Source organism: Acinetobacter sp. WU_MDCI_Abxc222, from assembly GCF_025514755.1.
GTDB lineage: Bacteria > Pseudomonadota > Gammaproteobacteria > Pseudomonadales > Moraxellaceae > Acinetobacter > Acinetobacter geminorum.
In genome coordinates, this window is the sequence record NZ_JAHPVG010000001.1 from 109,715 (window position 1) to 132,250 (window position 22,536).

At 38.0% G+C, this 22,536-nt stretch carries 22 protein-coding genes and 1 pseudogene; 7 read left to right on the forward strand and 16 right to left on the reverse strand.

The features are described from left to right. Positions 1-291 precede the first annotated feature (291 nt). The 6 genes from KTJ10_RS00510 to KTJ10_RS00535 form a co-directional block, all read right to left on the reverse strand. Complete coding sequence (locus KTJ10_RS00510) at positions 292-954, reverse strand: isochorismatase family protein (RefSeq protein WP_262441085.1); 663 nt, start codon at positions 952-954, stop codon at positions 292-294. A 67-nt stretch (positions 955-1,021) separates the two neighbouring features. After that, positions 1,022-1,792 (reverse strand): SDR family oxidoreductase, encoded by a 771-nt coding sequence (locus KTJ10_RS00515; RefSeq protein ID WP_262441086.1) that lies wholly within the window; start codon positions 1,790-1,792, stop codon positions 1,022-1,024. 359 nt (positions 1,793-2,151) lie between these two features. Beyond that, positions 2,152-2,772 carry an ATP-binding cassette domain-containing protein gene (locus KTJ10_RS00520; RefSeq protein WP_199976851.1) on the reverse strand — a complete coding sequence of 207 codons (621 nt, stop codon included), beginning with the start codon at positions 2,770-2,772 and terminating at the stop codon, positions 2,152-2,154. 4 nt (positions 2,773-2,776) lie between these two features. Further along, positions 2,777-3,469 (reverse strand): molybdate ABC transporter permease subunit, encoded by a 693-nt coding sequence (modB, locus tag KTJ10_RS00525; RefSeq protein ID WP_262441087.1) that lies wholly within the window; start codon positions 3,467-3,469, stop codon positions 2,777-2,779. Beyond that, positions 3,466-4,251, reverse strand: coding sequence for a molybdate ABC transporter substrate-binding protein (gene modA / locus KTJ10_RS00530; protein ID WP_262441088.1), 786 nt, complete (start codon positions 4,249-4,251; stop codon positions 3,466-3,468). Before modA ends, modB begins: the two co-directional genes overlap by 4 nt. Positions 4,252-4,433: 182 nt before the next feature. Continuing rightward, positions 4,434-4,784 (reverse strand): winged helix-turn-helix domain-containing protein, encoded by a 351-nt coding sequence (locus tag KTJ10_RS00535; RefSeq protein WP_068565815.1) that lies wholly within the window; start codon positions 4,782-4,784, stop codon positions 4,434-4,436. Between the two features lie 220 nt (positions 4,785-5,004). Between KTJ10_RS00535 and antA the strand changes: the two genes are divergently transcribed. The 4 genes from antA (at position 5,005) to KTJ10_RS00555 (ending at position 9,464) form a co-directional block, all read left to right on the forward strand. Next, positions 5,005-6,420 (forward strand): anthranilate 1,2-dioxygenase large subunit, encoded by a 1,416-nt coding sequence (antA, locus tag KTJ10_RS00540; RefSeq protein WP_262441089.1) that lies wholly within the window; start codon positions 5,005-5,007, stop codon positions 6,418-6,420. Positions 6,421-6,422: 2 nt separating this feature from the next. Next, a complete protein-coding gene (gene antB / locus KTJ10_RS00545) occupies positions 6,423-6,914 on the forward strand; it encodes an anthranilate 1,2-dioxygenase small subunit (protein WP_202744111.1) in 492 nt (163 codons plus the stop codon). A gap of 5 nt (positions 6,915-6,919) precedes the next feature. Further along, positions 6,920-7,954: an anthranilate 1,2-dioxygenase electron transfer component AntC gene (antC, locus tag KTJ10_RS00550; RefSeq protein ID WP_262441090.1), complete on the forward strand. Its 1,035-nt coding sequence runs from the start codon at positions 6,920-6,922 to the stop codon at positions 7,952-7,954. Between the two features lie 451 nt (positions 7,955-8,405). Beyond that, positions 8,406-9,464 (forward strand): AraC family transcriptional regulator, encoded by a 1,059-nt coding sequence (locus KTJ10_RS00555; RefSeq protein WP_262441091.1) that lies wholly within the window; start codon positions 8,406-8,408, stop codon positions 9,462-9,464. Between the two features lie 56 nt (positions 9,465-9,520). On the opposite strand, the gene KTJ10_RS00560 is transcribed toward KTJ10_RS00555, so the two are convergent. The 5 genes from KTJ10_RS00560 to KTJ10_RS00580 are packed head-to-tail and all read right to left on the reverse strand — an operon-like array spanning position 9,521 to position 14,408. Next, positions 9,521-10,468: a transporter gene (locus KTJ10_RS00560; protein WP_262441092.1), complete on the reverse strand. Its 948-nt coding sequence runs from the start codon at positions 10,466-10,468 to the stop codon at positions 9,521-9,523. 52 nt (positions 10,469-10,520) lie between these two features. Next, positions 10,521-11,051 (reverse strand): flavin reductase family protein, encoded by a 531-nt coding sequence (locus tag KTJ10_RS00565; RefSeq protein WP_262441093.1) that lies wholly within the window; start codon positions 11,049-11,051, stop codon positions 10,521-10,523. 26 nt (positions 11,052-11,077) lie between these two features. Then, a complete protein-coding gene (locus tag KTJ10_RS00570) occupies positions 11,078-12,316 on the reverse strand; it encodes a styrene monooxygenase/indole monooxygenase family protein (RefSeq protein ID WP_262441094.1) in 1,239 nt (412 codons plus the stop codon). A gap of 43 nt (positions 12,317-12,359) precedes the next feature. Then, positions 12,360-13,145 carry an SDR family oxidoreductase gene (locus KTJ10_RS00575; protein ID WP_262441095.1) on the reverse strand — a complete coding sequence of 262 codons (786 nt, stop codon included), beginning with the start codon at positions 13,143-13,145 and terminating at the stop codon, positions 12,360-12,362. Between the two features lie 12 nt (positions 13,146-13,157). Continuing rightward, positions 13,158-14,408 carry a dienelactone hydrolase family protein gene (locus KTJ10_RS00580; RefSeq protein ID WP_262441096.1) on the reverse strand — a complete coding sequence of 417 codons (1,251 nt, stop codon included), beginning with the start codon at positions 14,406-14,408 and terminating at the stop codon, positions 13,158-13,160. 367 nt (positions 14,409-14,775) lie between these two features. Here KTJ10_RS00580 and KTJ10_RS00585 point away from each other — a divergent pair, with 367 nt between their 5' ends. Together KTJ10_RS00585 and KTJ10_RS00590 are read left to right on the forward strand one after the other, a co-directional pair. After that, the gene (locus KTJ10_RS00585; RefSeq protein ID WP_410468410.1) at positions 14,776-15,987 is read left to right on the forward strand and encodes an OprD family outer membrane porin; all 1,212 of its coding nucleotides are present in this window, start codon (positions 14,776-14,778) and stop codon (positions 15,985-15,987) included. A gap of 16 nt (positions 15,988-16,003) precedes the next feature. Then, positions 16,004-17,347, forward strand: a complete 1,344-nt coding sequence (locus tag KTJ10_RS00590; RefSeq protein WP_262441098.1) for an MFS transporter — start codon at positions 16,004-16,006, stop codon at positions 17,345-17,347. 68 nt (positions 17,348-17,415) lie between these two features. Here the strand turns inward: KTJ10_RS00590 and KTJ10_RS00595 are convergent, their stop codons facing one another. From KTJ10_RS00595 to KTJ10_RS00615, 5 genes and pseudogenes are all read right to left on the reverse strand, one after another. Further along, on the reverse strand, positions 17,416-18,402 hold the full coding sequence (locus tag KTJ10_RS00595) for an AraC family transcriptional regulator (RefSeq protein WP_069036033.1): 987 nt from the start codon (positions 18,400-18,402) through the stop codon (positions 17,416-17,418). Positions 18,403-18,729: 327 nt separating this feature from the next. After that, the gene (locus KTJ10_RS00600; protein ID WP_170248557.1) at positions 18,730-19,515 is read right to left on the reverse strand and encodes a 3-hydroxybutyrate dehydrogenase; all 786 of its coding nucleotides are present in this window, start codon (positions 19,513-19,515) and stop codon (positions 18,730-18,732) included. A gap of 33 nt (positions 19,516-19,548) precedes the next feature. After that, a complete protein-coding gene (locus tag KTJ10_RS00605) occupies positions 19,549-20,970 on the reverse strand; it encodes a GntP family permease (RefSeq protein ID WP_262441099.1) in 1,422 nt (473 codons plus the stop codon). A 397-nt stretch (positions 20,971-21,367) separates the two neighbouring features. Further along, a pseudogene (locus KTJ10_RS00610) lies at positions 21,368-21,479 on the reverse strand (hypothetical protein). Between the two features lie 106 nt (positions 21,480-21,585). After that, positions 21,586-21,987 carry a J517_1871 family lipoprotein gene (locus KTJ10_RS00615; RefSeq protein ID WP_262441100.1) on the reverse strand — a complete coding sequence of 134 codons (402 nt, stop codon included), beginning with the start codon at positions 21,985-21,987 and terminating at the stop codon, positions 21,586-21,588. Between the two features lie 151 nt (positions 21,988-22,138). Here KTJ10_RS00615 and KTJ10_RS00620 point away from each other — a divergent pair, with 151 nt between their 5' ends. Continuing rightward, positions 22,139-22,528 (forward strand): hypothetical protein, encoded by a 390-nt coding sequence (locus tag KTJ10_RS00620; protein WP_262441101.1) that lies wholly within the window; start codon positions 22,139-22,141, stop codon positions 22,526-22,528. Positions 22,529-22,536: the final 8 nt, after the last annotated feature.

The window sequence follows — 22,536 nt, forward strand, 5'->3', positions numbered from 1 at the left end:
CATGTACGCGCTTGGCGAATAAAAGCATTCTTGAGCTGAACAATATTGCGACGCTCTTCATTAAGTCATTTTTCGACCTCATTCCATATAATGATTAACAGATGATAAATATTATCATTTGTGTTTAGGGGTGTATCATATACTTATGAGTTTTAATATTCAATATTAAGTAATTATCAAATACATAATGATAACCATTATTATTACTAAATAAGTATTCATTTCCACCCATATAAAAAGCAAATCGATGATCTGCTTTTTATATTTTAAATAGAATAAGTTAAATGACTATTATGCTAAAGATAGTGCATCTTGTTCTTGTATCCATGCATGAATCACTTGTTGTGTTGTCATGACTTGAGCGCATCGTGTACTAGCATATTTCAATGCCATATCGTGCTCTTCGCGGCTAAAGTCAGCTAGTGCATCACCACATAAGAATGGTTGGATATTTAGCATAAAAGCTTCAGCAGCACTCATAAGACAACCAATATGTGCATATACCCCGCAGATAATCAGTTGATCGCGACCAGATTCTCGCATGAGTTGTTCGAGAGGTGAAAATTTAAAAACACTATATCTCCACTTGGTAAGAACCGTATCATTTTTTTGAGGTGAAATTTTTGGAAAAATCTGCGTAAAGCTCGGCTCGTTTTTTAAACCAGGTCCCCAAAAATCAGTTAATAACTGTCGATGTTCAGGTGATTGATTGCCCGGTTGTGCTGTATAAACAACGGGAATATTAGACTGATGAGCGGCATCAATTAATGCTTTGGTGTTTTTAATGAGTTCTGGAATAGGTTCTTGAGTCAAGTCATAGAAATCTAAAAAATATTGCTGCATATCATGAACCAATAAAACAGCTCGATTGGTATGCAATGGCCAATTTGTTTTGTTGGGAGTAAATTCATGCGCTTGGGGCATACTGTAACTTGCAATCTTTGGAATACTCATTAGTATTTTCCTTTTCTATCTTTCAAAATATTTTTAATTTCAGATGGTTGTTGTGCGGAAGTAATCTTTAGACCCCAAGTGTAGCTCCCCCATCTACCACTATTTCTTGCATCGTAATTTGGGCGGCTTGGTCCGAAAGTAAAAAGCTCACGGTATTGGCAATATCATCTGGTTGCGCGAGTTTTCTTAAAGGAATACCTGTTCGGTACTGACTCAAATCACCATCAATTACTGCAGGTGGAGGTGTATTATCAGTCCAGAGTTGTTGCTGCATTTGAGTGAGAGTAGATCCAGGTGAAACGATATTCAGCCTGACTTGATAAGGTGCGATTTCAAGTGCCAAATTGCGACAAAAATGACTCAGTGCAGCCTTAGTGGTGGCGTACATACCAAGTTGCATACGTGGCATACGCGCACTATTTGAACTAATAGTGACAATGCTACCCCGCCTTTTTGCACAAAAATGTTTAGCAACTTGTTGACTAATCGCAATAGGTGCCATGACATTGACCGCAAAAAGTGTTTCCCAATCTTCCGTTTTGGCTTCAAGCATGGAGCGCATAATTAATACTCCTGCTGCATTTACTAACCCCGTAATTTCGTATCTTTCTAAAAGCTCTGAAATTAAAGTTTGCGTTTCTTGCTGATGGGTAATGTCTTGTGAGATACCCTGCCATTGTGAAGATTGATCTGGCGTTATTGTTTTGCAGATATCCCATTGTTTAGGATTTTCTTGTCGGTCAATACCAATAACATGATAGCCCTGATCTAGTAGTTGCTTGGCAATAGCCGCTCCTATCCCTCTTGCAGCACCTGTGACCACGATGGTAGAGCGCATGTGGATACTCCAATTTATATTATAAAGAAATCTATAAATATAATTGCAAATAATTATCATTCTTATCAAGAGCAAATTAAGATAAAAGATTAATTTATGATCGTATACAAATGAGTTACAGCTTAGGATTGTGAATTAAAATATTGTTTTATATTGATTTTATTAAATTTAAAGGTCAAGAATATTTTATTATTAATAATCATTTTCAATAAGGCAGGTTTTGATTTATTCGGCTAAAATCAAATTTATGGTTTATCAAACCTAGTAACTTTTTAGAGTTCAATCTCCCGCAGGCCCAGAATGAGTTCTCTATAACTCCGACTCTTGTAAGTTTGGAAATGCATAAAAAAAATGAAAAATTATAAAATCCACATAGTTTCGGTCAGTTGTTTAATCTCTTGAATATCATGACTCACATAAATCATCGGAATTTTTAGTTCCTCTTTTACCTTTTGAAAAAAAGGAATAATTTCAGCTTTATGGTTCGCATCTAATGCTGATAATGGCTCATCAAGCAGTAACAGCTTAGGTGAATATAACAATGCTCGACCTAGTGCCACGCGCTGTTTTTCACCACCTGAGAGTTTGATGGGCATGCGTTGTAATAAATGACCTAACTTTAATAATTCAATAATGTAATCTGCTTCAAAGTGACGTTCTTGTTGAGACAGGTGCTTAAGACCAAACAATAAATTTTGCTTTACCGTTTTATGTGGAAAAAGTTGAGCATCTTGAAAAACCAATCCAACATGCCTCTTTTGCGTGTTTAAATTAATTTTTTGATCTGAATCAAACCATGTTTGGTTTTGTATTTTAATTAGTCCACTACGCGGAGTGTTCAGCCCTGCAATGGCATGTAAAATCGATGTTTTACCTGAACCTGATGCACCAAATAATCCAATAACAGAAGCATCTGACTGAAAACTAGGTTCAATATGAAATTGGCCCATTTGTAGCTGAAAACGGCAATCAATCAACATAACCTTACCGTCCTAAACGCTTCTTTTGATAACGATGAAACCACTGTGCAAACCATAGCGCTAAAAAAGCCACACTTAACGATAAAACAATAAGCCGTTGAATAGCAGCCTCAGTATCGGGTTGTTGCATTAGGCTATACATGGCCAAAGGTAAAGTACGTGTTTCATTTGAAATATTACCCACAAAGGTAATGGTGGCACCAAACTCACCTAAACTGCGGCAAAAACATAAAATAGCACCAATTAAAATACCACTGCTAGCAAGAGGTAAAGTGACATGAAAAAATGCCCCTAAAGATGAAGCACCTAATGTCTTTGCTGCCATTTCTAAACGCTGATCGACCAGTTCAATCGCTAGTCGAATAGATTGTACCAATAGCGGAAAACCCATCACTGCCGAAGCAAGAACTGCGCCTTTCCAGTTAAATGCAAAATCAATTCCGAGTGGCGCCAAATATTGCCCAATAATTCCGCGATTGCCAAAAACTTGCAAAAGTAAATAACCTGGTACAACTGGTGGAAGTACCAAAGGTAAAAATACCAATGTTTCAATGAATGATTTACCCCAGAACTCTTTACGTGCTAGAAACCATCCCACACAAATTGCAGGAATAAGACTGACCACAAGACAACTCGCTGCCACTTTACAAGAAAGTTGTAGCACGCTGAGCTCTTCTGGGGTTAAAGAAAACATCATGGCTTGACTGGAGCTAGCACACTAAAGCCATATTTTTTAAAAACTGCTTTGGCTTGATTGCTTTGTAAAAATTGATAGAACTTCATTGAGTTCGGATTCTTTTTAATTATCCCTACGGGATAAATAATTGGTGAATGCGTATTTTCTGGAAATACACCAACTACCGTTACATCTTTACTAATCGCTGCATCGGTTGCATAGACAATGCCAACCTGACATTCACCTCGCGCAACAAAGTTTAGTGCTGCTCGAACATCTTCTGTTTCGACTAACTTTGACTCAATACGACTCCACCAACCTAAATTGATAAAAGCTTGTTTAGAATATTTGCCTACAGGCACACTTTTAGTGTCGCCTGTACAAATCTTGCCTCTAAACACTTTGTTTGGGTCGGTGGTTTTATCTAGTTTTACATTTAGTGACTGCCCTTTAGGGGTAATTAGAACCAAACGGTTACCTAATAAATTTATACGGTTATTTGCTGCAACTATTTTTTTATTTTGCAGATAATCCATCCACTGGGTATCTGCTGAAATAAAAATATCTGCGGGTGCCCCAGCTTCAATTTGTTTCGCTAAGGTTGATGAACCCGCATATGAAGTTTTTACTTCTACTTTATTTTGTTTTTCGTAAATTTTTTCTAAATCGTTAATCGCATTCGTTAAGCTCGCTGCTGCATAAACGGTAACCGATTCAGCCTTAGTGGGAACATTAAAGACCAATCCTATGCTGAGCACCGAACAGGCTAAAGCCAACTTTTTTATCTTCGTATCACTTACCATTATGCTTTACCTTTTTGTCGTTTTTTTGCAGCGATATATACCCAAGAATATAGCGATAACCATAGACGATGAAAAGTAGAAATTATTTATAAAGATGGATATTTTTTCTGAACAACTGAAAACTATTGGTAGATAAAACTGATTCGCGCTTAAATTCTTTGATTTATAAAGTATTCCTCATCTTATTTCTTTAAATAGCTACTCATAATTTGATAATCATGTTCTAAAGCTTGTCGAGCATTGATTTCCATTTGACGGTAATGCTGTAAGACTTTCTGGCCCAAAGCTGTGACGGCGGCCCCACCGCCATGTGTTCCGCCTGTTTGAGTTTCTACTAAAGCTGTTTCAAAGCACTGATTCATGGTGTCGACCAACTGCCATGCACGGCGGTAGCTCATATTCATCGATTTTGCAGCTTGTGAGATCGAACCCGTTTTCTCAATTGCTTCAAGTAAATCTGCTTTACCCGGACCAAATGCGATGTTTTGCTCTAAAAGAATTCTAATTTGTAATTTTAAGTTTTGTTCTTTCATAGACTTAGTTCACAAAAGTTTATTTTATGCTCGCTAACATTATAGGGAAGTTTAACAAGCTAAGACATATACAAATTTAAATCTCGATTAGCTCTTAAAAAGAGTCTTATTAAAAAATCAAAACTGCACAAAGTGGATAAAGATCTGGAAAAAACGGATAGAGGCTCAGGCCTAATCGCGGTTCAATCAGTTAAAAGCTGATTGATTGGAGGATTGAGCAATGACCTCATCTAATTTAAAACAATGGAATGATTTTATAGATGGATGTATCGACTTCCGTCCTAACGATGGCGTGTTTCGTATTGCACGAAATATGTTTACCGAGCCTGAGCTGTTTGACTTGGAAATGGAACTCATTTTTGAAAAGGTTTGGATTTATGCATGTCACGAAAGTGAGATTCCAAACAATCATGATTTCCTAACAGTTCAAATTGGTCGTCAACCGATGATTGTAAGCCGTGATGGTAAAGGCGAACTACATGCGATGGTGAATGCTTGTGAACACCGCGGTGCGACCTTAACACGCATTGCTAAAGGCAATCAGTCTACATTTACCTGTCCCTTCCATGCTTGGTGCTATAAGTCAGATGGTCGTTTGGTGAAAGTCAAAGCACCTAGCGAATATTGTGAAGATTTTGATAAATCAAGCCGTGGCTTAAAACAAGGTCGTATTGCCAGCTACCGTGGTTTCGTATTTGTCAGCCTTGATACTCAAGCAACAGATTCTCTTGAAGACTTTTTGGGCGATGCAAAACTGTTCCTTGATTTAATGGTTAACCAGTCGCCAACAGGTGAACTCGAAGTATTACAGGGCAAGTCATCTTATACCTTTGCTGGTAACTGGAAGCTACAAAATGAAAATGGCTTAGATGGCTACCATGTCAGCACTGTTCACTATAACTATGTCTCTACAGTTCAACACCGCCAACAAGTAAATGCATCAAAAGGTGAAGAACTCGATACGCTTGACTACAGCAAGTTAGGTGCCGGTGACTCAGAAACTGACGATGGTTGGTTCAGCTTCAAAAATGGCCATAGCGTATTGTTTAGTGATATGCCGAATCCAACAGTTCGTCCGGGTTACAGCACAGTTATGCCGTATATGGTCGAAAAATATGGCGACAAATATGCTGAGTGGGCAATGCATCGTTTAAGAAACTTAAACTTGTACCCTAGCCTATTCTTTATGGACCAAATTAGTTCTCAGCTTCGTATTGTTCGCCCTGTGGCATGGAATAAAACTGAAGTCATTAGTCAATGTATTGGCGTTAAAGGTGAATCTGGTGAAGCGCGCCGTAACCGTATTCGCCAGTTCGAAGATTTCTTTAACGTATCGGGCCTTGGTACACCGGACGATTTAGTTGAATTCCGTGAACAGCAAAAAGGTTTTCAGGCACGGCTGGAACGTTGGAGCGATATTTCGCGTGGTTGTCAATCTTGGGAATATGGCGCGACCAAAAACTCACAAGACTTAGGCATTCAACCCGTCATTACTGGCCGTGAGTTTACCCATGAAGGACTCTATGTAAATCAACATGGACACTGGCAACGTCTAATGCTCGATGGCTTAAATAAGAAAGCGCTGAAAATGCAGGATATTACTTTCGAAAACAATGCTGTAATGGATGAGGTGTAACCATGTCACAAGAACTATATTTTGCTGTATCTCAGTTTTTGTACAAAAAAGCAGAGCTTTGTGATGCTTATGACTGGGATGCCTATCTAGAGCTTTACGATGAAGATAGTGAATATCATATTCCACAGTGGATTGATGACCATAACTATGTTCAAGATCCAAATCAGGGTTTGTCTTATATTTATTATGCAGACCGTACAGGACTTGAAGACCGTGTATTCCGTATTCGTACAGGAAAAGCTGCTTCTGCAACACCGTTACCACGTACGTTACACAACATGAATAACATTCGAGTTAAAACACTGGAAGATGGATTAATTGAAGCAAAAGTTGCATGGCAAACGCTTTATAACCGTCAAGGTTTAGAAGGCTGTTTTTACGGACATGCTACTTATCTTTTACGTCAAACAGCAGATGGTTTCCGCATTCGTCGTCAGCACAGCATTTTGCTTAATGACAAAATTGATTCCGTTTTAGACTTCTATCACGTTTAAGGGGAATGAAAATGGGACATTCAGTTGCACTTAATTTTGCCGATGGCAAAACCTTTTTCATTTCGGTAAATAACGACGAATTGCTGCTTGATGCAGCAGTTCGCCAAGGAATTAACCTACCACTAGACTGCCGTGAAGGTGTTTGTGGTACCTGTCAGGGTCAATGTGAAACTGGTATTTATGAACAAGAATATGTTGATGAAGATGCATTAAGTGAGCGTGATTTGGCCGAGCGAAAAATGTTAGCCTGCCAAACACGAGTGAAATCAGATGCAGCTTTTTATTTCGATCACGATTCAGCAATTTGCAATGCTGGTGATACCTTAAAAATTGAAACCAAAGTGACTGCTGTTGAGCTGGTTTCTGAAACAACAGCAATCTTACATCTTGATGCGAGCAGTCATGCTGAACAGCTTCAGTTTTTGCCGGGTCAATATGCTCGTTTGCAAATTCCAGATACTGAAGATTGGCGCTCATATTCATTTGCAAATAGACCAAATGCAACCAATCAATTGCAATTCTTGATTCGTCTCTTGCCTGATGGCGTGATGAGTAATTATTTGCGTGATCGTTGTCAGGTTGGACAGACCCTACTCATCGAAGCGCCGCTTGGTAGTTTCTACTTACGTGAAGTAGAACGTCCACTGGTTTTTGTGGCGGGTGGAACAGGTTTATCAGCTTTCTTGGGGATGCTTGATAACTTGGTGGATCAAGCAAACTCACCTGCAGTTCAGTTGTACTACGGCGTAAATAATGAAACTGACTTGTGTGAACAACAACGTTTACATGCCTATGCTGAACAGCTACCAAACTTTAGTTATCACCCGATTGTGACTAAAGCAACCGAAGCTTGGCAAGGCAAAGCAGGCTATATTCATGAGCACTTGAATAAAGATCAACTGGCCGAGCAGGCTTTTGATATGTATTTATGTGGCCCACCACCAATGATTGAAGCCGTTAAAAACTGGTTGGATGAGCAAGCTCTGCAAAACTACCGTATTTACAGCGAGAAGTTTTTACAGAGCAGTACCTCACGTTAAAAGTATAAATAATTTAAAAGCCACTGAAACCTAAAATAATTCAATATACTCTTATAATGGGTATATTGAATTTTTGCATTTAAATTAAAAGTTTTTATATATCAATAATATAAAACAATAAATTCCGACAAAATAAATTGACCAGTTCGCTTGGATTTGTTATAAATTTTGATAGATCTTAAGGAATAAGATCATGATGAGATTAACTTATAGCACCTTTTATATTCCCCTATTCTATTTCTCGAATTTACTAAATTGATGGACAAAATCCGAATTAAAAATTTGAGAAAATCACATTAATTAGCGGTTAAATTGGTCTGTATTTTGCTTATATCTCATTGTAATTTGCGAGTAACTTAATTTTTTAAGTACCGTATTTACTTGCTGTACAGCGAAGTTTTAAAGCTTTTACAACACAGGTAAATACAGGAGTGAGCCAAAAGGGATATATATGAACCAAGCCAACTCCCCCGAACTCAGTGGACGTCATTTTCAAAATGAGTCTATCTTTACTAATCATAATTTAGTGTTTGATCACCACGATTTAAGCGAAACCTGCCGAAATGTAGGGCAAATTTTTAAACCGCATAATCTTAAAATTTCTCATCAGAAGCGAGATTTCAGTGCAACCATGCACCATGTTAAAACAGGCGCATTGTCTATTAGTCGCTTGGAATATGGCGCGGATGTCATTATTGAACCAGATCATCTGGATAACTTTTACTTAATTCAAATTCCAACTCAAGGCTACGCAGAAATCGAGTTTGGTTCACAAAAGTTTATTTCTTATTCTCAAGTTGCTTCTCTTATTTCTCCTCAGCAATCTTTACGTATGTGCTGGCATGCAAACTCACCACAGCTCATTCTAAAAGTTTCAAAGGATGATTTTACGTACCATTGCCGTCAGCACATTGCTGATTCAGAAAACAACTTACTCATTTTTGACCCCAAATTAGACTTTTCTACACAAAGTGGAGCCTATTTTTTACAGCTCGTTAGAACATTGATGGATGCTTTAGCATGTGATCAGCACCCGCTTCATCATCCTTTAGCTTTTAAACAATTTGAGTCAAATTTGTTTAATGCACTCATTTATGGTCAACCCAATAATGCATTGCATAAGCTTGAACAATATAAAGAAAAAATAGTCTCTCCTTATTTTGTGAAGCGTACAGAAGCCTACATTAAAGAACATTTACATGAGCCGCTTAATGTCGAAATTTTAGCTGAACATGCAGGCGTGAGCGTAAGAACCTTATTTACTGGTTTTAAAAATTATTTGGGAACCACCCCAATGTCTTATCTTAAAGACTTACGTTTTGAACAGGCTCATTTAGAGCTGATGCACAATGAAAATCTATCGGTTACTGATGTTGCTTTTAAATGGGGATTTACTCACTTAGGTCGTTTTTCTCAAGAGTACAAACGCCGTTATGGTGAGTTACCTTCGTCTACTCGCCGTTCTGGTCACAGTGAAAGCTCAGGCTTAATTACTTCAATTTTTTCGTAAACTAAAAATAGATAAAGCCTTTTATATCAATAAATATAAAAGGCTTTTTTTATGACTTAGAAATGATGAACATAACGAACTTGTAATCGTGTTCCTTCTGGTCGGTTTTCAGCATCTTGCTCAAAATAAGCATTTGCAACCAAGTGATCATTTTTAGAAAAACTATACATCGCCCCCGGACCAATTGCCCAGACTTGCTCACGTCGACCTTTAACTTTTTCACCATCGACTTCGGTGTCAGTGATTTGTTTTAGCCAATAGCCATTTAGTCCTAAACGGAACTGTTCGGTAATGGCATAGTCTGTTGCGAAGTTTGCATGAATTGCTTGCCCTGCCTGCATATCATTTGCTCCAGCAAAGGCATAGCTTGGGTCATCATTTTTAAAGTTATAGAGGTAATGGATACGTGTTGAAGCTGTCCATTTGGGATTAAACCAATATGTTGCAGCCCAATAAGGATCAAATGAAACAGCGTTATTACCTGGATTGATATCTTTTTGCTCGTCATATTCCCCAGTAGGTAAATTCACCTGAAACTCAAAACGATGTACAAACTTCGGTCCTTGTGCACCCATGACTGGATCGAACTGAATAAAAGGTCCGATCATAATGTCCCCAAAGCCGCTTTGGGCCTTAATGGCAGCATTATTCAAGCCATCATCCATGTCCATTTTACTGACAAAAGGAATTAAAAAATTCATGCCTAGACTAGCTTTATCTTTTACTCGGACATTCGATAAATAACTAATCTGCTCAACCAGTACTTGATAATTTAAATCTGTTTTAGGTAGACCTAACTTGTGTCCATTGGTATCGACTAGTTTGTTGCTATCATAATTTTGAAAATAGGTTTGAGCATACCAACCGGGCCCTGCGGGTAATCCGCCATCGAGAAAGCTGGTCATGCCTAAGTTTACGGTCGGTAAATCATAGGCATGTGTAACCAAGGGCAAACCCAACAATGTCCCTGCTAAAAATCCATGCTTAATTAAAGTGCTTTTCATCTTCTTATTTCCTATAAAAAATCACGACCGGATTGATCGTGATTGTGGTCAATTAATGCGCTAATTCTGGATGCTCTGCAGCAATCCGATACTTTCCTGCGTGGAATACCAATGGTTCACCTTGGCGTTGTTGGTACTGTTCAATTTGGCCAATAAAAATCAGGTGATCTCCGCCTTCATACTGATTTACATTGCGGCAAACCAAGGTTGCGAGTGCATCAGTCAAAATTGGAACGCCAGCATTGCATTGTTGATGGGCAATGCCTGCAAATTTATCTTCGGCACCTCGAGCAAAATGCCCCGAAAGCTGATGATGCTCCTGTGCCAACATGTGAATGGCAAAATATTCAGCTTCTACAAAATCAGACAAACTTGGCGCCGTCTTTGAAAGACTCCACAAAATTAATGGCGGATCTAACGACAGTGATGAAAATGAATTGGCTGTCATTCCTATTTTCCGACCATCTTTACCACAAGTTGTAATCACGGTAACGCCAGTTGCAAACTGTCCAAGTAAATTACGGATTTCTCTTGGGTTTTCAGCACTAATCGCTTGTAAAGCTAAAGTTTCAATTGTGTCCATTTTTCATATCTCCCTTTGACTATGACCTAGGCTACTTTTGCTGCAGTTTTTGAGGCCAAGAATGCTTGAGCCTGATCTGCATCAAACCACCAAGGGGCAAAAGAGCGCGGGTCATCAAAGTTATTGGCCATAATTGAAGCAATGCTCTGGTTTTGGCTTGCAGCTGCTAATAGATCAACAACATGAGGCTCTGGTGGTAACAACAAGCTATTGGTCCAAGCCACGACTTTTTCTGCATAAGCCCAATAGCGTTCAAAAGTTTGAACCATCCATTGTTCACTAAAGTTTTGATTATCATTGGCTAAAATGGCATCGAAATAGATCTTGCTACACTTAGCCGCATTGTTTGAGCCTTGACCAGTAATCGGATCATTGACCACTAAGGTATCTGCCATGCCAAAAATCTTCTTGCCAGACGGTAAGGTTAAAACGGGTTTGCGTACTGTAGGTGGGAAACGCCCTGCTAAATATCCACCAGCATCGGTTAACTCAACATTTGCGCAGCGTTCATATTCCCAAGGCACAAATTTCTTGAGTAAGTCGAGACTGCATTGCAGGTGCTGTTCGGGTGTTTTGACATCTTGCCAGCAGTCCATTGACCCATTTGCAATACCTTCAAATACCATGATGTCGCAAGGTCCATTGATGGTCAGTGCCGGAAAAGAAAAGTACTCACCGACTTCTGGAATAATGTTAAAAGTCACACGTGAATAAGGTGAAATTGGCTTCATGTTCTTGACATAGGTCAAAGCCAAAGCACGCTGCGGTTTATCAAAAACACTTCGTACATCATCACGTTCAAATTGTTTAACAACTTCGCCTTTACCAGCCGCGAGTAATACAAGCTCGTAGTCGTTTGCGAGTTGTTCTAACTCTTCTATTCCAACATCCTGAATTACTAATCGACCACCACGGCGTTCAAACTCTTCCATCCAATATGGCATTTTGACGCGTTGATCGACCGATTGAGCGTAGCGCTCAAGACGAGCACTCCATTCAAATGCTTTACCACCATTTTCAGGATTAACTAAAGCTAGCCCAATGCCTTCAACCGCTGGACATTGTTCTTCCCAGAAATTTAATCCCAAGTCACGTTCAGTTTGTAAAGCGGTATGAAACATACACTGGCTTGACATGACTTTACCTTGACGGATTTCATCGGCAGTTCGGTTGGTGATCATTGTCACGTCGTAACCCGTATCTAATAAACCCAAACCAAGCTGTAAACCAGACTGTCCTGCTCCAACAATTGCAATACGGCGCATAATCTTCTCCATAATTTTCTAAATGTGCTTTTAAAACGCTGTGCTATTCGGCTAAACGCGGAATAGAGGGCTGTGATCCTTCAGGGCCCATCACTGAATAGCCACCATCGACCGCGTAATCTGCTCCGGTGACAAAACTCGCAGCAGGTGACAATAAAAACAAAACAACATTGGCGACTTCTTCTGGATGACCCAATCGGCCTAGTAAGTGATAGTCGGCTGCCACGCTATCGGCTTTTTCACGGTTATTGCCACTGACTTCTGCAATGACACGAGACCATGTCCAACCCGGAGAAACCGAATTGACGCGAATATCATCGGCAGCAAAATCCATTGACATGCTTTGTGTGAGTTGACGTATTGCAGCTTTGGAAACTGGATATAACCAGCGTCCTGTTTGCGCCACTTTGGCTGAAATGGAAGTAAAGTTAACAATTGAACCTTGCTGCTTTTTTAGGTCATTGTATAAAGCACGGCTCAGCTCAACTGTAGAGACCAAATTAATATCGAGTGCTTGTAACCAGTCCTGACGTGAAGATTTAAAACCATCATCTAAATAGGTACATGCTAAATTCACCAAGTAACTCACTTCACCTAAATGTTGGTGAATATCCGCCACAGCTTGTTGAATGGCTGCATCACTGGTTAAATCGGTTTGAATAAACATCACATCATGATTAAAGCTTTCTGCAATTGCCTTGCCTTTGGCATCGATATCTAAGATAGCGACATGAGCACCAGCACATACCAAAGCTTGTACAACAGCTTTACCAATGAGTGTTGCGCCGCCGCTCACCACAGCGACTTTTCCTTTTAAATTTATATTCATTGCAGATTCTCCTTAATTGACTGGCTTGCCTTCACTACTTGACCAAGATGGCATCAAAGTATTTGAAGGAAGATCTTCATCAAGAAGTTTTCGAGCGGTCTCTACACCTGCAACTGGCAAACCTTTCGGGTCTAATAAACCAATTTGAACGAGCACCGACGCTTGGTCCCAATAAATATGCTCATGACACAGCTTTGAACCTCGAAACTGAATCACACCCAACATTGGAATCTCGACAGATTTGCCAGTCGGTTTTACACCCGGTAATAACCAGTCAATTTCGGCATCGTGGGTAAAGCTCATAATGAACTCATCGACCACTTGCGTTGAACCAACGGTACGAGAGATCGAAGTGATCTTCATATCTTTCGGGTTTTGATGAACAAAGTGATATTGATAAAAACGGGCAAGCTGGCTTTGACCCACACCACCAGTCAAGGTTGGGATATGGTTGACATACGGTTCTGCGACCATCGTTGCCATAGTTGCTGGCACGTCACGCGTATCGAACTCATGTCGAATATGTTCTTCCCACAAGGCAACTAGGTCATATTTCGGTCCAATCGTTTCATGTAGCGCGGTTACTGTACGCTCGTGGGCAAAGCGTGCTGAAGGTTTGTGGTAATGATTGCTTTTTGGGCGTGCAAAAGCATGATCAACACCTTCATAAACATAAGCTTGTACATTTGAATATTGGTTAGCTGCATCGACAATCGCTTGTCTCACATCTGGCGGTGTAAATTGGTCTAGTTCTGCAATATGTAAAACCAAACGTCCTTTTACGTTAGCTAACTCATCTAATGCTTTTTCGATGCCTACACCGTAATAACCTACGGCACATGCCACGTCAGAAAGTCGGCAGCCTGCTAGATAAGCAAGCTTTCCACCTAAACAATAGCCCACCACGCCGAGGCCAGTAGAAGTGTCACATTCTGGTCGAGTCTTTAAAAAAGATAAGCTGTCTTGAATATCTTCAACACCTAGGTTTTCATCATATTGCTGATAAAGTTCAAAAGCTTTTTGAAAATCTTCTGGTGTATAACTCAGTTCAATATTAGGTGCTACACGCCAAAATAAATCAGGAACTAAAACGGTATAGCCTTCTTCTGCAAGAAATTCTGCTTTTTCTCGCATGGCGGCATTCACTCCAAAGATTTCCTGACAAAGCAGCACTCCAGGTCCTTTTCCTGTTTCTGGTGTCGCTAAATACGCACTGAACTGCTTTCCAGATGCAGTTTTAATTTGAATGGTTTGACCAGCCATAGTGTCAACTCCTAACATTGTTATGGCTTTATCTTCTATCCGAATTTTTTTTTAGACTGTCCAAAAGCTGCAAGCACTATCCAATCTCTGCGCAATTATCAAAATCAATCAAACTGAATAAAAAATTAAAAACAAAGAAACACCTATATTTCAAAACCTTAAATTAAAAATGAAATGAATGTTTTTTATCTAATTTGGAAAAAATGGATGAAGATTAGGACTTATTGGATAGTGACAATTGGCTAAAAATAGTTCAATCAAGTCATGTAATTCGTTTGATTACATAAAAAAAGCCCAGTCATTTTCTAAATTAAGGCGTTTATTTATGCATCGACCATGGCCAATTTATGGACAACAAAAAACGTTAATGCTCATCAATATTTTATGTTGTAGTGCATTTTCTACTCAGGCTTATTCAGCGGATGAAGAATGGAAATTTACATCAAAAAATGCATATATAGACAGAAACTATGACAATCCAGATGTAAAGGACACAGGTAGCTGGTCACAATCAGTTTCTCTATTTTACAACTCAAGTATGCATGATACGCCGTTAGAAATTGGTGGAACCCCAATTCAAATTGGCGCAAATGCTTCAGCACAATATGCAGTTCGTTTAAGCCAAGATAAACATGTTGCAGATACGGTATTGCCTTTTGATAAAACCACGCAGTCCCAAGCACCTGATTATCTAAAATATGGTGCGACCTTAAAATTAGGCTATAACAAGATGCTACTAAGCATTGGTGAACTATGGCTGGATTTACCCGTAACCACTGTAGATGCAAGTCGACAACTCCTGACGTCTTATTGGGGAACTAATCTTAAGAGCCAGCTAAACGACAAACTTTTTGCTGAAATTGGCCGCATTGAAAAAGTATCTCCGCGAAATGAAGAAGACTTTCACAGATTTTCTTTTACTTCAAAAGGTGTGACTGGCTACTCCGATGGACTTAATTATATAGATCTGCGTTATCAATTTACGCCTACATTGAAGGGTGAATATTACTTTGGAAATATGGAGGATTTATATAACAAACATTATGTCGGCATTGACCACCTATGGAAAAACGCTAATTTTTCAGTTAATTCAAAATTCAAATATTTCAATGCCAAAGATAATGGACACCTTTTTGACATCGATGCGCAAAATGTAGGTTTATTAGAAACGCTCAAAATAAAAAATCACAGCTTTGGTGTGGGTTATCAACAAATTATTGGCGAGTCTGCCTACCCACTACCTGATGGTTTCTTGCCTGAAACTTATTTCATTAACTGGAATACGACTGGTTTCTTCAAACAAGATGAAAAGTCTTATCACTTCATTTATGGCTATGACTTTAAAGATCATGTGCCGGGCCTAAATACCACTTTGAAGTATGTATACGGCGATCACTTCAAAACAGCAGATGGCTTAAAAAACAAAGAAAGTGAAGCAAACGTTATTGTCAATTATGCCCTTCAACAGCCTTTTCTCAAAGGTTTAGCTCTTCAGTACATCTTCATCAATTACGACGTTAAGCATGGAAATGATTTCTCAGAAAACCGTTTCTTCGTCAATTACAGCAAAAAATTTTAATGAATAAGGAATACATATGAAAACGATAGATGCAAACACGATTATCAATCGCGAAAAACTGTCTCCATTACAGTGGATGGTTTTTATCCTAGGCTTTTTTGTCTTCTTCTGTGATGGTCTAGATACAGGAATTATTGGTTTTGTTGCTCCAGCATTGCTCGATGATTGGGGAATTACCAAGCCTCAGCTTGCTCCAGTTTTAAGTGCTGCTTTAGTCGGTATGTCGATTGGTGCAATTATTTCTGGGCCTCTGTCCGATAAGTTTGGCCGCAAAGGCGTTATTGTTTTTACAAGCCTTTTATTTTCCATATTTACGATTTTGTGTAGCTTTGCTAATTCAACTCAAGACTTAATGATTTATCGCTTTATTACAGGTGTTGGTTTAGGTGCAGCCATGCCAAACATCAGTACGATTGTTTCTGAGTATATGCCCGTAAAACGTAAAGCATTCCTTACAGGCCTTGCTGGCTGTGGTTTTATGCTGGGTATTTCTTGTGGCGGTGTCCTGTCAGCTTATCTGTTAGAAAGCTATGGCTGGGCCAAAGTGATTATTATTGGCGGAAGCATTCCCCTAATTTTAGTGGTTGCTTTGTTGTTTAAATTACCTGAATCAACTCAATACTTAATCACACGTCATCAACAAGACAAAGCACAGCGTATATTAGAGAATATTCAAGGTCATTCTTTTCAAGAGCCGGTAAAACTTGTTTTAACTCAAGCTGAAACTGCATCAGATGAAAATCCGGTTAAAGTGGTTTTAGGAAAATATCTGTGGGGTTCAAGCATGCTTTGGCTTTGCTGCTTTACCAGTCTTTTGGTGTTCTATCTTTTAACAAGCTGGATGCCAACGATTTTAAAAACAGCAGGTTTTAGTACTCAACAGTTTAGTTTAATTGCTGCGATTTTCCCTTTTGGTGGTGTGATTGGCGCAACCATTATGGGGTGGTATATGGATAAACTGAATCCAACCACAGTCATTAAATATTCATATCTGATTGCCTTCGGCCTATTCATTGTTGCAGGTCTAGTAAGCTCAAATATTTTCTTATTAGGTCTTACTATTTTCTTAATTGGTGCATTACTCGCAGGCGCTCAATCTTCATTACTGCCACTTGCCGCTATGTTCTATCCAGCAGTGTGTCGTGCAGTTGGTGTTTCATGGATGCATGGTATTGGTCGTATCGGTGCAATTTTAGGCGCTTTCTTTGGCTCGCTCATTTTCACTTTTAACTTAAGCTTAAGCGGTATTTTCTTTATTCTCGCACTACCAACCTTCGTCTCATTTATCGCACTTAGCCTGAAAGTGATTTATGAGAAATCTAAAAACAAACAAGTGTTAAAGCTAGAAGAAAGTCTATAAATATCAATCGATAAATAAAAAACTGATTTAGGCAACTAAATCAGTTTTTTTAATGGGAAAATTAAATATCAGAAAATTTTGCCTTTGGTCTCACTTGGATTTTCACCAAACTCTTCACGATATTCTTGAGAAAAACGACTTAAATGGTTAAAGCCCCAGTCATAGGCAAGCTTTGAAATAGAAACCTTTCTATCTGCACCTGTTGTGCTCAGGATTTTGTAAATTTGTTGTAGGCGATATTTTTTCAAATACGACATTGGACTAGTGCCATAGTATTGTTGAAATTCATCATACAATTTTGATTTTGAAACCCCAGCCAGACGCTGCAAGTCTTCTGCACAGATTTCTTCATGTGCATGTTCAATAATAAAATTACGAACCTTACGGATATAAGCAGGCTCATCCTGATGTGAAAGTGACTTTAAAGCTTCAGAATAGTTGTTTTCTTGAGACAACAATAACGCTTTAATTACAAAATTTTCATAGTCTTCAGATAACATCTGCAAACCATAAAAATTACTATATTGCGATTTTAGCTGTAAAAAATTCTGAATATTTTTCCACCACGCACCAATAAGTTGCTCAGAGTCTAAGTGCATTTCAGGATTAAAAATAATGGGAGCTTCTATAGGTTTATTCAGTAGATCTGCAAGAACAATCTGCATACTTCGCTCAGGAATAACCACCTGAAATTTTCTGCAATCTTTATCGATAATCAAATCTTGCTGATCGTTATTAGAAACAATAAGGCCCCTGTTTTCATCAGATTGATAATGAGCGCCACGAATATTAAGAGCTTGTCGACCTTGTATAGGTAAACTAATGCTATACGCTTTTAAATTTGAGATGTTGATGGCAACGTTTGCACCATAACTGATTGTACCGATCGCCATTTTTTTATTAGGCAAACGCATTCCGTCATAGTGAAAATCGAGAGTGTCTTTGTAAATTGTGTCTAGACGGTGTTCACCACAAATTGTGGACATCAAATTCTGCGCAAATTCAGCTTTGCGTGAATAATGATTGAGTTCCATCTGTTGGCTGAGTGATATCATATCCTTTTCACCTAGCTAAATAACTTATTGCTTAAAAAGCAACTTGTATGCCAATTAATATCCTTTAATTGACGAGTTTTCCTGAAAAATATCGAATCAAGAAAGAGAGTAAAGATTACTTTCTCATACTCTATTAAATTTTAAAAATAGAAATAAGTTAAATACCTTTAAAGTATAATTTCATACCTTAACGAATTTATTTTATTAGATTTTTTATAAGCAAATAGAGTAGAGATAAATCATTATTTTGAACAGCAGACTATCGTAAATTTTTAACGAATAAAAAACCGCCTATTTTAAATAAGCGGCTTTTATAAAATACTTAAATTATTGGGCGGTGTAACCACCATCCATAACAACAGCTTGGCCTGTTACCCCACCTGCTTTGCTACTCGCAAGGAAAATCGCATAGTCAGCAATTTCTTCAACAGATAGCAAACGCTTTTGAGGAACCATTGCCAAAATTACATCTTCAAGTGCGCTGTCTAAACTCACATTACGGGTTTTAGCCAAATCTGCAATTTGACCACGGACCAATGGTGTATCTACATACCCCGGACATAAAGCATTTACCGTAATACCATCACGTGCACATTCCAAAGCTGCAACTTTTGTTAGGCCAATTACGCCGTGTTTAGCACTGTTATAACCTGCCTTTCCAGCGAAACCAATCAAGCCATTAATTGAAGCCATATTAATAATACGGCCATATTTTTGAGCTTTCATAATTGGAAGAACATGTTTAATCCCAATAAATGCCCCCGTTAACATGACCTGAACTAGCTTTTGAAATACAGCAGTTGGAAACTCTTCAATAGGCGCAACATGTTGGAACCCAGCATTATTAATTAAAATATCAACTGTACCAAAGGTCTTTTGAGTGAGCTCAATGGCTTGTTCATAAGCATCTTCATCGGTCACATCACATGGTGCAGATAATGCATCAAAACCTTGCTCTTTAAGTGAGTTCGCCGTTTCTTGACACTTTTCAGCATTCATATCAGAAATAACAACTTTGGCACCTTCTTGAGCAAATTTCTTAGCAATCTCTAGACCGATACCACTTGCAGAACCTGTAATAAAAGCGACCTTACCGTCTAAAAGTTTCGTCATTTATTTACTCCTTAATACTTATAACGTGCTGACTTAAACAATACCCGTTACGGTAAAGACCGTAATCACCACAAATACCGCTACCGTTTTAATTACCGTAACTGCAAAAATATCTTTATACGACTGTTTATGGGTTAAACCCGTAACAGCGAGTAAAGTGATAACAGCACCATTATGCGGTAAGGTATCCATACCACCCGATGCCATTGCAACCACACGGTGCATGACTTCTGGTGGAATACCTGCGGCTAAAATCGCGGCGTTATATTGTTCAGCCATCGCACTTAAAGCGATACTCATACCACCAGAAGCGGAACCGGTAATACCTGCTAAAACGGTTGTGGTCACAGCCCCATTCACTAAAGGATTTGTAAAGGTACTGCTCATTGCATGGCTAATCAGAGCAAAGCCTGGTAATGACGCAATGATTGCACCGAAACCATACTCAGAAGCTGTATTCATCACCGCTAAAAGTGAACCACCAATACTGGCATTAATACCTTCTTTGAAGTTCGTCACTACACGCTGATAATCAAATAAAATTGCAGAAATAATCCCGACAATAAGCGCAAGGCCCACCGCCCAGATTGCACCAGTTTTTGTAACATCTACGGTGTAATCAGCAAGACCAACTGCGGCAAAATCAAAACCATTTGGATACCACTCCTTGATTGCTTTAGACAAATATTTGTTCATTACTGCAACAAGAATGAGGGGTACAAATGCTAAAAACTGACGAGCCGTACTTCCATTATTTTGCAAGTTCATATCGGCTTCAATTTCTTGAGACGGCGTATTGTCTACACCAAAACCAGAGTAGCCCTCACCAGCTTTTACAGCTGCACGGCGACGCCATTCCAAGTAAGCCAAACCCATGCATAGAACAAAAATTGCACCAATAATTCCTAGAAATGGTGCAGCATAAATATTAGTACCAAAGAATGTGGTTGGAATTACGTTTTGGATTTGTGGTGTACCCGGCAATGCATCCATGGTAAATGTAAATGCACCAAGCGCGATGGTTCCCGGAATTAAACGTTTTGGAATATTCGCTTGTCTAAAAAGCTGGTTTGCAAAAGGATAAATGGCAAATACAGCAACAAATAAACTTACACCGCTATATGTTAAAATTGCACCTAACAATACAACGGTTAAAATTGCTTTTTTTGCTCCAATCCATCTCACAATGGTTCGTGCAATAGACTCAGCAATTCCTGACATTTCAACAACTTTACCGAAAATTGCCCCGAGTAAAAATACAAGAAAGTAATCTTTAATAAAGTTCACCATTTTGGGCATAAATACACCCGAATAAAACGGTAAGACATTGGCTGGGTTAATGAGTAAAACAGCAAGTAAGGCACAAATTGGTGCCATGAGAATGACAGAAAAGCCCTTGTAAGCTGTATACATTAACAGCCCAAGTGAAAGTAGAATTACAAATAATTCCCACATATATTCTTTCTCCCTAAAGAATAGATATTAGGTTCAATAAAATTACCAAAAGATATTTAAGTTATCCCAAACCTATAATGATAAAAATCACAATATCTATGGATGGCAATAGGTAAATGAGCTTAAAAATAAAATATCACTAAAATATTTAAAAACAATGTAATTTATTTAAATTTTAAAATATACATAAAATACAAATATTTAAGTTGGTCTACTGGTAAAATTTTATTGTTTAAAAGCTATTATTGTTTGATAAAACTTATTAATTATTGAGTAAATTAAATTAATATCCACACATTATTTAATAAAGACAATTAAACAATATATTTTTTAAATTAATTTAATAAATGTACTTCATATTATTCTTTAGAAATATTACGCAGATAATTTTTAATTTTTATGTGAATAAAGCAATTTGAATCTTAATCATCAAAAGATTAGAACAGGAATATAGAGTCGTGTTTTTTAATAATCTCATCTTTACTCAAAAACGGCGTTTGGTTTATCAAAAGTAAAGAAAAAAGCTTATATGAAAATACAACTCTTAGCTTGTTTAATGACTATGAATGTTATCTTGCATGGAAAAGCCTATGATAGCTAATAACAAAGAGGCCTCTATAACTCTTTGACACACTTTAATGAAGCTGCCTTTAAGTCATTATCGGCTTCGTAGATCATATTTGAAGTAGAGGCACTTAAAATTGTTCTCGCTTCGAGTATATCTTTGTTAAGTAACCTAACTTCTAGAACCATACCATTTTGAATGTAAATCATATTATTTGCATACTTAGCTTTGTTTAATACAATATGGCCGCTAGTATCTTCACAAAGTATCCCATTACCATCTGAGTCAAGTCTTATTGTTGATATACTAGGGTCGATGGAAAACGTCCATATACCTGATACCGAAGGTATTGATGGTTGTATTTCACTAAATTTATTATTAATGATTTGAGTTGTTGGGGTTACACACCCACCCAATAAAACTGTCGACACTAAATAAATAATCTTTTTCATAAAATTATCCATTTTAATAATTTGTAAAATTTAACACTTCAGAAAGTTGAAAACTACCTAAACTTAATTTAATTTTTTGAAAAAATAGCATTTATTTAATTTAGATTATTCAATAGAATAACAATGTAAAATCTTGATAAGAAAACAAAATATGATGTGGATTAAATTTATATTGTACCCTTTGGGGATGTTTATACTATGGCAAATTATTTTCATAATTACGCAACTCTCTTTAACATATCTAAATATGCCACAAGTCCTTGTAGCTATACTTTCATTGATCATAAATTGCGGTATGCAAATTTTGATTGGTTATAAAATTCCTCAATTAGTACCGAAATATAAATTTGCAGTGAGTACTACATACATCATCCTCTTTACCTTTTTGTTAGCAATCTATTCAACAACTATTTTATTAGAAGGCTTAAAAGTTGCTCCTCAAGCAATCTGGTTAGGTCATTTATTTTTTCATTTAGTTGGAATGGCTCTATATTTTGCTAATAACACAGATGAGTTCTGTTGGAAAAATTTACTGAAGTAGCTCATCGT